This is a genomic window from Pseudomonas azadiae, from assembly GCF_019145355.1.
Lineage (GTDB): Bacteria > Pseudomonadota > Gammaproteobacteria > Pseudomonadales > Pseudomonadaceae > Aquipseudomonas > Aquipseudomonas azadiae.
In genome coordinates, this window is the sequence record NZ_JAHSTY010000001.1 from 836376 (window position 1) to 848552 (window position 12177).

Annotated in this window: 10 protein-coding genes and 1 pseudogene; 8 read left to right on the forward strand and 3 right to left on the reverse strand. The window is 59.2% G+C overall.

The annotated features are described in order from the left end of the window. Positions 1-15 precede the first annotated feature (15 nt). Positions 16-1266 (reverse strand): MFS transporter, encoded by a 1251-nt coding sequence (locus KVG91_RS03725; protein ID WP_169375970.1) that lies wholly within the window; start codon positions 1264-1266, stop codon positions 16-18. A 102-nt stretch (positions 1267-1368) separates the two neighbouring features. Between KVG91_RS03725 and KVG91_RS03730 the strand changes: the two genes are divergently transcribed. After that, complete coding sequence (locus KVG91_RS03730) at positions 1369-2337, forward strand: AraC family transcriptional regulator (protein ID WP_169375971.1); 969 nt, start codon at positions 1369-1371, stop codon at positions 2335-2337. 38 nt (positions 2338-2375) lie between these two features. Here the strand turns inward: KVG91_RS03730 and KVG91_RS03735 are convergent, their stop codons facing one another. Next, positions 2376-3269, reverse strand: a complete 894-nt coding sequence (locus KVG91_RS03735) for a LysR family transcriptional regulator (RefSeq protein ID WP_169375972.1) — start codon at positions 3267-3269, stop codon at positions 2376-2378. Positions 3270-3363: 94 nt separating this feature from the next. Here KVG91_RS03735 and KVG91_RS03740 point away from each other — a divergent pair, with 94 nt between their 5' ends. Then, the gene (locus KVG91_RS03740) at positions 3364-4530 is read left to right on the forward strand and encodes an MFS transporter (RefSeq protein WP_169375973.1); all 1167 of its coding nucleotides are present in this window, start codon (positions 3364-3366) and stop codon (positions 4528-4530) included. Positions 4531-5057: 527 nt separating this feature from the next. Continuing rightward, positions 5058-5402, forward strand: a complete 345-nt coding sequence (locus KVG91_RS03745; protein WP_169375974.1) for a DUF6124 family protein — start codon at positions 5058-5060, stop codon at positions 5400-5402. Positions 5403-5556: 154 nt separating this feature from the next. Here the strand turns inward: KVG91_RS03745 and KVG91_RS03750 are convergent, their stop codons facing one another. Next, on the reverse strand, positions 5557-6222 hold the full coding sequence (locus tag KVG91_RS03750; RefSeq protein WP_169375975.1) for a polysaccharide lyase family 7 protein: 666 nt from the start codon (positions 6220-6222) through the stop codon (positions 5557-5559). A gap of 288 nt (positions 6223-6510) precedes the next feature. Between KVG91_RS03750 and KVG91_RS27785 the strand changes: the two genes are divergently transcribed. From KVG91_RS27785 to KVG91_RS27925, 5 genes and pseudogenes are all read left to right on the forward strand, one after another. Continuing rightward, the gene (locus KVG91_RS27785; RefSeq protein ID WP_256664824.1) at positions 6511-6636 is read left to right on the forward strand and encodes a hypothetical protein; all 126 of its coding nucleotides are present in this window, start codon (positions 6511-6513) and stop codon (positions 6634-6636) included. Positions 6637-7220: 584 nt separating this feature from the next. Continuing rightward, the gene (locus KVG91_RS03755) at positions 7221-7565 is read left to right on the forward strand and encodes a DUF6124 family protein (RefSeq protein ID WP_169375976.1); all 345 of its coding nucleotides are present in this window, start codon (positions 7221-7223) and stop codon (positions 7563-7565) included. A 717-nt stretch (positions 7566-8282) separates the two neighbouring features. Continuing rightward, the gene (locus tag KVG91_RS03760; protein ID WP_169375977.1) at positions 8283-8840 is read left to right on the forward strand and encodes a hypothetical protein; all 558 of its coding nucleotides are present in this window, start codon (positions 8283-8285) and stop codon (positions 8838-8840) included. A gap of 1308 nt (positions 8841-10148) precedes the next feature. Beyond that, positions 10149-11303: pseudogene (locus tag KVG91_RS27920) on the forward strand (FIST signal transduction protein); the annotation flags it as partial. A gap of 372 nt (positions 11304-11675) precedes the next feature. Further along, positions 11676-12170: a methyl-accepting chemotaxis protein gene (locus tag KVG91_RS27925; RefSeq protein ID WP_256664870.1), complete on the forward strand. Its 495-nt coding sequence runs from the start codon at positions 11676-11678 to the stop codon at positions 12168-12170. Positions 12171-12177: the final 7 nt, after the last annotated feature.

Below are 12177 nucleotides of genomic sequence, written 5' to 3' on the forward strand. Positions count from 1 at the left end.
GCATGGGGAGCTGGATCAAAGGTGCAGCGCCGGCCTGTCCCGGGCAGCGCCGTGGGCGGAAGGGACCCGCACACGCAGCGCAATCAGCAGTGCCGCCAGCAGCATCAGCACGGCCGCCGCGACGAATACGCCTGCGCTGCCACCGAGGCTGAACATCGCACCGCCAGCGGCTGCGCCTGTGGCGATGGCCGACTGCACAGAGGCCACCACCATGCCGCCTGCGCTTTCCGCCTGGTCAGGGACCGCGCTGGCGACCCAGTTCGACCACGCCACCGGCACGCCACCAAAGGCCAGGCCCCAGACGGCCAACAAAACGGCCTGCCCCGGCACCGAGGCCGGCAACAGGACCAATGCCAGCGCCGCAACGCCCACCAGCGCGGGCATCAACACCAGGGTGGCCAGCGGGTGACGGGGCAGCAGCCACCCGGCTACCAGCGTGCCGACAAAGTTGGCCACGCCAAACCCCAGCAGCATCAGCGACAGCCCTTGCGGCCCAATGCCGGTCGTGCCTTCGAGAAATGGCCGAATATAGGTGAACATCGCGAAGTGGCCGCTGTGCACCAGCACACAACCCAACATGCCCACGGCGATACCCGGGCGCTGCAACACCTCAAGCACCGTACGCAGGCGTGCCGGCCGACGCGGCGCAAGGCTCGGCAGCGTGAACGACTGGAACGCCAAGGTCACCACGCCTACCGCCGCCGCGGCAAAGAACGCGCTGCGCCAGCCATAGAGCCCACCCAGGAAACTGCCCAGCGGTACCGCAACCACCGTCCCGATGGCAATGCCACTGAAAATGATCGAAAGCGCTCGCGGCAACAAAGCACCCGGTACCAAGCGCATCGCCACCGCCGCCGCCATGCTCCAGAACCCGCCAAGGGCGATGCCCAGCAAGATACGCATCACCAACAGCACGGCGAAACTGGAGGAAATGGCCACCAGCAGGTTGGAGGCGATCATCAAGGTGGAAAACCCCAGCAGCACCCAGCGGCGATCGATACTGCGGGTCAGGCCCGGCACCAACAGGCCGGCAAACAGCGCCACCACGGCGGTCACCGTTACCGCCTGGCCGGCCAGCGCTTCGGACACCCCCAGCTCAGTCGCCATCGGCGTCAACAAGCTGGCCGGAAGGTACTCGGCGGTCAGCAACCCGAACACGCCCATGGCCAGCGAGAAGACGGCCATCCACGCGGGGGTTGCAGGTTCTGCATCCGGCCCGGCGCCAGAACGGCTGTCGGGTACGGCGTTGCATACAAGGTCAGTCATTGCACGGATCTCCCAATCTTTATGGCGACCCGCAGTCTAGGCGCGACGATCTGGATGATCTATGATCGAAAACCTCGATTTATTGACTGAAACACCTGAACAATGCCGACAGATCAATTTGCGCTCTCCTCCGATCTCATCAACGAGCTGTTGCGCGGTATGCGCCTGCGCGGTGTCGAGTACCGGCGTATCCAGGCGGGCCCGGCCTTCGGCTTGGGCTTCGCTGCCAAGCCTGGGCATGCCTGGTTCCACTTCCTGGCGGTCGGCGACGCGGTGCTGCGCATGGAGGACGGCACAACCTATGCGCTGTCAGCCGGCAACGCCGTGTTCATCTCCCATGGCGCGGCTCATCAACTGCTCTCGCATACGGACGCACCTGTTCAGGACATCGACCTCCTGGACGGCGAGCCCCTCGGCGACACGGTCAGCGCGGTGGACACCGGAACCGATGCCGGCCCCACGCCGACCACGCTGGTGTTCAGTGGCTGCATGGAATTCGAATTGGGCAGCCTGCATGGCCTTGGCAAACTGATGCCGGGCCTTATGCTGATTGATGCCGGCGGCCAGCGTTACCCCGGGCTGGTGCCTATCCTCAGCACCATGGAGCGCGAGGTCAGCGCCGCGCGCGTCGGCTTCGCCGGCATCCTCGCGCGACTGGCCGACGTGGTCGCCGCCATGGTCGTCCGCGGCTGGGTCGAATGCGCCTGCGGCAATGCCTCCGGCCTGGTCGCCGCCCTGCGCGATCCGCGCCTGGCAGGTGCGCTGCTGGCGCTGCATCAGCAACCGGGGCGCGACTGGACCGTCGAGCAATTGGCGGAGCAATGCAATACGTCCCGCTCGGTGTTTGCGGAGCGTTTTCAACTGACGATTGGCATGACCCCGCTGCGCTACGTCACCGAAGTGCGAATGCGGCTTGCCAGCCAGTGGCTGACGCTGGAAAGGCTGCCGATTGAAGAGGTGGCGCAGCGTTTGGGCTATACGTCTCAGGCGGCGTTCAGTCGGGCGTTCAAGCGTGTTACGGGTAACACGCCTGGGTTGAGTCGCAGGTTAAGACAGTCTGCGGTGTCCTGAAAGCCCATGTAAGGAACAGCATCAGGTGATGCCACCGCTTACATCCGGTGATGTTCCAGCAAGAAGTCCACGAACAACCGCACTCGCGCCGGCATGGCCGGGCCACCTACGAACACCGCATGGATCGGTTCCCGGTCGCCGGGGTTCCAGGCTTCCAGCAGCGGTACCAGGTCGCCGCGCCGCAGATCCTCGCTCACGCTGAACTCGCCGATGCGCGCAATGCCGGCCCCTACGCGCGCGAGTTGTGCCAACGCTTCACCACTGCTGCATTCGATGTTGCCGCTGACCTTCAGAGAAAACCCTCTTGCATCGCGGATGAACGGCCAGTTGGGTTCAGCCCGCCGGAAGTTGAAGCGCAGGCAGTTGTGCCCCAGCAGGTCCTCCGGTTCCAGCGGGATGCCGTGACGCTGCAGGTACTCGGGTGATGCCACCACTACCTGGCCGATTTCACCAATCTTGCGCGCGGTCAGCGGGCTGTCGGGTAGATGGCCAAAGCGTACCGCCACGTCGGCCTGCCCGCCGAGGATGTCGACCACTTCGTCGCCGAGGGTGAGGTCGACGACGATGTTCGGATAACGCGCGCTAAAAGCGGCCACCAACGGAACGATGGCCTGCCGCCCATGGCCAAGGGCGGCGCTGACCCGCAGCCGGCCCCTGGGTACGCCCTGGTCGGCGATAGCTTCTTCGACCTCCGCCATGTCGGCCAGGATACGCCGCGCACCGCGCAGGAACGCCTCGCCCTCGGCGGTGAAAGTAATCGATCGGGTGGTACGCAACAGCAGGCGGGTACCAAGACGTTGTTCGGTACGCGCGATGATCCGGCTGACCGCCGAGGGTGTGAGCCCCAATGCACGAGCGGCGGCCGACAGGCTGCCCTCCTGAGCCACGGTGACGAACACGCCCATTTCACCTGACCTGCCGTTGAAGTCCACTTGTGCTCCCTGCGCAAAGGTGATTGCCAAAAATACCATCTACTAAGTTGAAAGACTGGATCGTAGCATTGACGGCACAGATGAGGAGCCTTTCATGCGTATCAATCCCCCCCTTGTTGCACTCTCCATCGGTGCCTTTGGCATCGGCGTGACCGAGTTCGCCCCCATGGGCATGTTGCCGGGCATCGCTGCGGATCTGGGCGTTTCGATTCCCGCCGCCGGTCTGTTGGTCAGTGCTTACGCCTTGGGCGTACTGCTCGGCGCGCCGCTGATGACGTTGACCACCGGCAGGATTCCCCGGCGCTATCTGCTGATCGGGCTCATGGCGATTTTCACCCTGGGTAACCTGATGTCAGCCCTGGCCACCGATTACTACAGCCTCATGGTCGCCAGGGTGGTGACCTCACTGAACCACGGTGCGTTCTTTGGCGTGGGCTCTATCGTCGCGGCCAGCGTGGTCGCGCCGGAGAAACGTGCCGGGGCGGTTGCGGCAATGTTCATGGGGCTGACCCTGGCGACCATCGGCGGTGTGCCACTGGCCGCCTGGTTTGGCGAACTGTTCGGCTGGCGTACCGCGTTCTGGGGGATTACCGGTCTGGGTGTGATGACGATGGCCGCGTTGTGGTTCGCCCTGCCCAACCTGCAGATGCCCAAAAGCCTCGGTGTACTGGCTGAAGTTCGAGTACTGGGCCGTGGCCCGGTACTGGGCGCGTTGGCCCTGACCGTGGTCGGCTCGGGTGCAATGTTTACCGTCTTCACCTACATTGCGCCGATCCTCAGCAATGAGACCCATGCCTCCACTGCTTACATCACCGCCATGCTCGTGCTGTTCGGCGTGGGGTTGACGCTGGGCAACATGTGGGGCGGCAAGGCCGCCGACCGCTCGATAGATCGCACCTTGATCGTTTCGCTGAGCGTGTTGATCGTCGTCTTGCTGGCGTTCACCGTACTGATGCGTTGGCCACTGCCGGCCGCCATTGCCATCCTGATATGGGGCATCGCCAGCTTCGCCCTGGTGCCGCCGCTGCAGATGCGCGTCATGGAAGCGGCCAAGGACGCGCCCAACCTGGCCTCGGCGGTGAACATCGGCGCCTTCAACTTAGGCAATGCGATTGGCGCCGCGCTGGGCGGAGCGGTGATCAACGCCGGGATGGGTTATCCGGCGATTTCCCTGGCAGGAGCGGCAATGGCGGGTCTGGGACTGTTGATGGCGTTGGCTTTTGCCTGGCGTTCCAGGACGATTGCGACTGCGGTGGTGTGACCTTGGTGTCACCTCCTCCGTAATCCACTTTGTAGTGAGCGGGCTTGCCCCGCGCTGGGCTGCGAAGCAGCCCCGAATATAGACGCCGTAGTGTTCCAGATAAATCCCGGTCGCCTGGTTTAGGGCTGCTTCGCAGCCCAGCGCGGGGCAAGCCCGCTCACTACAGGGATTTTCAGCCGTGAAGGCTGTGTAGGAAAGCCTGAGACGTGTCCTACACCGAACTTCAGCACCTTGCCGCATTGCCTACAGTTGCGTCAGAATCCGCTGGCTTGTGCGCTTGAGTGGGCGTCTCTAAGGTGGCTCGGTCACTGACAATTCAGTGATCGGGTTTAGTAGCCCGAGTGACAACATAAAGTGCATGAGCTTCATCAATCAGATGTTCTTGTCTGTGCTTGATGGTGGCTGTGCGCAGGGCGCCCACGGGCGCGCCGGCTTTGTGTGTTTCCCCGGTCTACTAACCTGCGTCCAGCCGCCACCCTTTCGTTTAGTAGCGAAAAGGTGCTGGCCCTAAAACAGGTACAACACACATGTTCAAAGTCACGCCTAACCCTCCAAACGGCCCCGACCTGAAACTGAATCAGGCGGCGCATCGTGCGATTGACCACTACCTCAACACCGGCACCGAACCGCCAGTGCCACCTCCCCCACCCTCGACAACGCTGTTCAGCGTTGCGGACGATGCCAGCAGTGAAACGCTGATTGCCAATAGCTATGAAACCTTTTCTTCGGTGACCACGCTGCTGCTTGACCTGTCGGATGAGCTGACGGGAAAACAGCGGGATGTCGCGTTGGCGATTCACCAATTGAGTGAACTGGGGGTGTTGCTGGTGGACAAGTTGATGGAGCGCGAAGGCGCTGGAGCGGGTGGCTAACGTTTCGCGAACCCGATAGGTCGCCGAGTCGCAGTGACCATTGTTACGAGGACTCGGCGATTTGCCTGCGGTTAGCCGAGCGCTGGCCCAGGTTGTCGATCATCATCGATTTCGAGTTACCGCTTGTCCAGGAGGGTGTAGTCAAGCATGCCAATCAACCCTTGCTGTGCTTGGCCTCCAGCTTGTTGAACGTCACCTGCCCGCCTTCGGTCTTGGAGCCGGTGTTATCCAAGGTGTATACCCCAGCCTTGAAGTACAGCTGTTTGTTCTGCCAGCTTTTGCTGAGTTGCTTGCCCCACCGATATCCTTGCGAACTCACATGCAGATAGCCCGCCGAGCTCAAGCGAACCTCGTAGGTGAACCGCTCGTTCAGCTCGACATCCTCGGCCACCACCACCTTGGTGTCTGTGCTGCCCGGCTTGAGGCGATAGTTGGCAATCACGCTGCCGGTCTTCCTGGCCTTGTCATAGACATACTCGACCTTCAGCAGCGGGCCATTGCCCTGGTAGATATGAATCTGCCCGATCACTACCCTGCCTTCCGACGGCACCTGGTTAACTGACAGGCTGGCCGTCATCCGGTGATCGGCTTCGGGGTACGTCCAATTGCGCAGTTCACCGCTCTTGTAGGTCTCGCGAAGTTCGCTACGTGGAAACTCGGAGTTGGATGTCGTCCCGCCCGTCACCGGCGCCCAGAAAAACAGCGTATTGCCGGAGCGGAAATACGAATCCGAGTAACCGTCCACCAGGCGCGACGTGTCGATGACTCGGGCAGGCGCGCCGACCGGGATGGTCAGATTCCAAGTGCTTAGATCGATCATGGGACGGGCTCTCTGATAGGTCGTGGTTTGATTGCAGGTATAGCGAAAGCCTTTTCGACAGGGCTTTTGCTGCGCCGCGCCAACGCTGATGGACTTCCCTAGAAGGGTCATGAAGACCAAAAATTTAACATTGCCCATGTTTAACATAAAAAATGATCAATCAGACCGCAACCTCAGGGGGTTTCCCCTGACTACGGCGTTGATTGAGCGAAGTTAGACATTTACCTTGCGCTGTCCCATGTGCTGGCCTCTCCAGAGGGCGATCGATACGGATTGGTGGATCAGGCATTGGCCCAACTCGGAAAGCAACGCACCCTGGCGCTGACACTGCCGCAGATGTTTGCGGTGCCGGCCATCGTCGCCTCTTCCCACATGACCGCCACGGTACTGAAGCGGATCGAGGGAGATGATTGAGAAGGTCGCGGCTGAGCTCTGACAGTCATGCAGCGGTGGGTCCAGACTTACCAGTCGATGAATTACGTCAGACGAAAAACCCTGTCGAAACGGGTCGTAAGTCGGAGGGCGGCGTGTAGATGATCCTGCCTGAACCACAAGTCACGACTTCCGCGAAGTTCGATCAGGCTGGTACATGGAATCCACTTTGTAGTGAGCGGGCTTACTCGCTCACTACAAGAAATTTTTCAGCCTTGAAATACGTGTAGGAAAGCCTAAGACGTGTCCTACGCCGAACTTCAGCACCTTGCCGCATTGCCTACAGTTGCGTCAGAATCCGCCGGCTTGTGCGCTTGAGTGGGCGTCTCTAAGGTGGCTCGGTCGCTGACAACTCAGTGATCGGGTTTAGTAGCCCTTGGGTCAATTACACTTAGTGCATGAGCTTCATCTATCAGACGTTCCTATCTGTGCCTGATGGTGGCTGTGCGTAGGGCGCCTTCGGGTGCGCCGGCTTTGTGTAATTCCCCGGTCTACTAACCTGCGTACAGCTGCCACCCTTCTTGTGTAGTAGCGAAAGGGTGGCGGCCCCACTCAGGAATTGCACCATGTTCAAAATAACGCCCAACCCTCCAACCGGTCCCGACCTGAAACTGAATCAGGCTGCGCATCGTGCGATTGATCACTACCTCAACACCGGCACCGAACCGCCAGTGCCACCTCCCCCGCCTTCGACAACGCTATTCAGCGTTGCGGACGATGCCAGCAGTGAAACGCTGATTGCCAATAGCTATGAAACTTTTTCTTCAGTGACCGCGTTGTTGCTTGACCTGTCGGATGATCTGACGGGCAAGCAACGGGATGTGGCGTTGGCGATTCACCAGTTGAGTGAACTGGGGGTGTTGTTGGTGGACAAGTTGATGGCGCGGGAGGGTGCTGGAGCGGGTGGCTAACGTTTCGGACTCGATAGATCGCTGAGGCGTTGTGACCACTATTACGACGGCTCGGCGATTTACCTGCGGGTAAACAATTCCGACTTCTAAGCTCTTGGCAAGGGGACTGTTCTAGTCAAAAAAATCTCCCCTACCGAAAGCAAATATGCGCGAAGGGCTTTCGGCCGATTCTGTTGAAAAAGTCGGCCATGGTTTCCGCGGCAGAAAAGTAAGCGCTTGAGATTGAAATCTTTTATTTTGTGCAGAGGATTTCGGGCTCAGATTTCGCGTAGCTGCGCGCAAAAAATGCATTTTAAGCAGTCAGTACGCGGGCAGTCTGGAAGTACCGACTTTTTCAACACAATCGGCCAGAAGCGGCCGTTCGATTTCGTCTGCTAACGACCCATAGAGCCATTCGACTGCGCCCGCTTCGGGTCGTTCTTTCCGGTTATATTTGAGACGCGGGTTGCGTCAAATTCAATGCAATCGGTGATCCGATCGAACGCAAATGAATGGTCAGGTCAAATGCAAACGAGTGCGTAAGTAGAGTGCAATTTTGCACACTGAGTACGAACCTTAATAAGGACGGTCTGGACTCGACCGGGCGATAACCCGCATCGGCTGAGTAGGCTGAGGAGTGCGCCACGCCGCAATAGGTTGACGCTCCGCCTCAGTCGTCTGGATTCCTCGCTTGGAGCCGCTCATACTGGCGTCCCGAAAAATGCGTAGGCGAGGTCAATGAAAACAGTTCTAAGGATGGCACTGATAGTAATGCTGGTCGCGGCGATCTTTACGGCGCTCGGACTCGCCGAAAATAACTACATGCTGGGTTTTGGCCTGTTTCTGGCCGTGCTCTCCGGCTTAGTCACCATCGCCTTAGCCGCCACGGCGAAGATTCAAGCTGTGCGCGCAATCTTTGTGCCTACACCCGCGGTCGTTGAGAACAAGTCGTTCTCCTTCAGCAATACCACGGCAATACGAAATTACCCTAGCGAGGAGCACCGTGAATTGGCTTCGCTACGCCAGGACCTAAGAGCGCTTCAAGATAAGCATGATAGCGCCGCATTTGAGCTTGCCACGCTGAAAACGCATATGCGCCTATGCTTCGATAACATTCGCTACCACGAGGAAGTTACACTTCCCTACGCGCTGGCAGGACAGGTCGGCACAATGATCGTTGCAACGATGCTGACGCTAGTCGGAACCGCGTTGTGTGCGTTCCCCGATTGCGCATACATGCTAGCGAAGGCCGTAAATGCGCTGTTCTTTACGGGCTGGCAACACGTCGGTCATTGACTTGCAGGCTGAACGCCCCACTACAGCGTTTTGACTCACCCTGGAGATGCCGGTCTGTGGCACAGTACGGTACCAATTCGGGGACATGGACCCAGTGAAACGCTAGGTCAACTACTGGCCGAAAGGCGTCAGATGTGAGCGGCTGATACTGTACGATGCCGCCTGTCGCGAGAGGCAGCAACCGCCCGATTGTGTTGAAAAAGTCGGTACTTCCAGACTGCCCTCGTACTGACTGCTCAAAATGCATTTTTTGCGCGCAGCTACGCGAAATCTGAGCCCGAAATCCTCTGCACAAAGTAAAGATTTTAATCTCAAGCGCTTATTTTTCTGCCGCGGAAACCATGGCCGACTTTTTCAACAGAATCGCCCAAAAGCGGTCTCTCAGTTTCTTTGCGAATTAGGGGCAATTTCGTCACCGCTAGAGTTGAAAAAATTGTCCGCAGCGAGCCTGGAGGTTATATAGAAAACCCGGGTATTTTAACTCTCAGGCATGCAGCAATGATGATATTCAATATGTTGTTATAGCGCTCATAGAGCGGGTAATGATCGTCAGCCAAGGCGAAATCACAGGCTATGCATTCATCCCCTACAAGCTCCAATGACGAAAGCTACCATTAAGGTAGCCTCTGCCAGCGAAAACCTATTTTTTTGAGGACTTGCTAGGTTTCAAGTCGGGTTTGTTTCCCTGCGTGTCTTTGTTATCACGGCGACGCTGATCAAGTTCACCGGTTGACTTAGCAATTGGCTTTGGGCCTGGTTTAAGCGCCATAATATTTCTCCTTGAGGTTAATATTTATTTTAGTTGTTGCAGAATCATCTTATTGGCACTGATGAATACTTTCAATAGATATAAGGCGCTTGTTTTTAGCTATGTGAAAAATTGAATTAGCTTTGGCAGCATATACTTGTTATCTAAAGATAGACTAGTTTTTTGGTTTACGCCCATTGGTGCGACGTTGCAGGTAGCACAGCACGCCCAGAGTCATTCGAGCATCGCCTCGGGCGCGGTGGGCGCCGACCTCCGGCCCCGCAAAGTCATGTTAGTTAAAGGGACTATAGTGGTGTGAGGGAAAATGGGTCAGGTATGTACTCGTCCACTGCGAAATTTCGCTGTCAAGCCGGTAGCATCCCGAGATTTAAGGACTGCCTCTGGCCGAATTCTGCCTTTCAAAAAGGGGCTGTAATTAGCCGTCCGCGTCCATCCGTCGCACCCCTCAAACTCCCCCTCCTGACCCCACCCCACCCGCCGATACCCTGACTATCCACACGCCTCCCCGCGTGTCCAAACGAATCGAGCCCCTCCCCACCATGAACCCACTCAACCTCCTCAAAAAATCCAACCCCGCCCGCCAAGGCACCGCCACCCTCACCTGCACCGCCAAAGAACTCGACGCGTCCCTGGCCGCGCTGCGCATCAGCCCCACCTTGATCACCGGTTTCATCTCCCCGCACCTGGACATCGACCAGATCGCCGCCAAGCTCAAACGCCGCTTCCCCCACGCCACCCTCAGCCTCTGCACCACGTCCGGCGAACTCTGCAACGCGCCCAATTCGCTGTATTGCGCCACGGGCGAGCGCTGGGACCGGATCGTGTTGCAGCTGTTCGACGACAGTGTGATCGCTTCGGCCGAGGTGGTGATGGTGCCGTTGGAGTGTGAGGACATTCGCAGCGGTGGCAAGCGCCTGGGGATGCAGGAGCGGATCGCCAAGTTGGTGAGCAACATCAAGCGCGTGCAGGTGCGGACGTCGATCGATCATCGCGATACGTTGGCGTATGTGGTGTTTGATGGGTTGTCGGCGTCGGAATCGTTTTTCATGGAGGCGCTGTACGAGTCGGGGCGGTTTCCGTGTTTGTTTGTGGGCGGGTCGGCCGGGGGGAAGGCGGATTTTCAGAAGACATTGATCCATGACGGCCAGCGCAGTTATCAGAACCATGCGCAGATTGTGTTCTTGAAGACGGCGGCGCAGGTGCGGTTTGGGGTGTTCAAGAGCCAGAACTTCAAGCCGGCGGATGTGAGCTTCAGTGTGCTGACGGCGTCGGTGGAGGACCGCACGATTGACCAGGTGATCGACAGCCACGGCAGTATCAAGAGCATGGTGCAGGCGCTGTGTGATGCGTTCAATTGCACGCCCCCGGCGCTGGAGGCGAAGCTGGCGGATTATTCGTTTGCGATTCGGGTGGGCAGTGAGTTGTTCGTGCGCTCGATTGCGCGCATCGACTATGAGCAGCAGATTGTGCAGTTGTTTTGCGACGTGGCGCCCGGCGAGGAGTTGGTGATGGTGCGGCGCACGCCGTTGCGCGAGGCGACGCGGTTGGACTACGAGCAGTTCTTGCGCGGCAAGGGTGGCCAGCCGGTGGCGGGTATCTTGAACGACTGCATCTTGCGTCGGCTGAACAACGGCGCCGAGCTGGGCAGCATGGCCGGCACGTTTGGCGATGTGCCACTTGCGGGGTTTTCGACCTTTGGGGAGATTCTGGGGTTGAACCTGAACCAGACGCTGACGGCGATTTTCTTCTTTCGCGTGGCCAAGGGTGCAAGTTTTACCGACGAGTACGTGGACAATTTCATCGCGCATTACGGCGAGTTCAAGGCGTTTTTCCTACGGCGCCAGGTGAAGAAGCTGGCGGGGTTGAACCATGTGGTGGTCAAGCAGATTGCCGCGTTCAAGAACAATGACTTCAGCACCACCCTGAATACCCGCGGGCTGGACCGCAATATCCTGCCGGTGTTCGAGGGCCTGGCGGATCTGGGCCTGGTGTTGGCCCAGGCCGAGCGTCAGCAGGAAGACATCGCCGCGCAGCTCAAGCATTATTCGGGTGAGTTGCATGCGTCAATGGATGACTTGGTAGGCACCATTGACCGGCAGAACACGGTGTCTGCCCAGGCCGGGGCCACGGTGGAGGGGCTGTCCAGCCAGGCGGATGTCGCGGTGGAAGGCGCGCGCACCCTGGCCGGGTCGAGTTTGCGCATCCAGTCGATTGTGCAGGTGATCCAGCAGATCGCCGGGCAGACCAACTTGCTGGCGCTCAACGCCGCCATTGAAGCGGCGCGTGCCGGCGACCTGGGCCGCGGCTTTGCGGTAGTGGCGGACGAGGTGCGCAAGCTGGCGGAAATCACGCGTAAGAATGCGGCGGACATTGGTGTGGATATTGACCTGTTGTCCAGTGAGATTCAGCGCGTGGCGCAGCAGATCGAAGACCAGTCCACCGGCGTGGGCGCGCTGCGCGAGATGCTCGATGCGCTGGAGGCGTCCAGCCGCGAGACGGAAGGCACGGCGCAGCGCACCAAGACGATTGCGGACACCTTGACCGGGCTGACCCACGCGTAGGCACTGG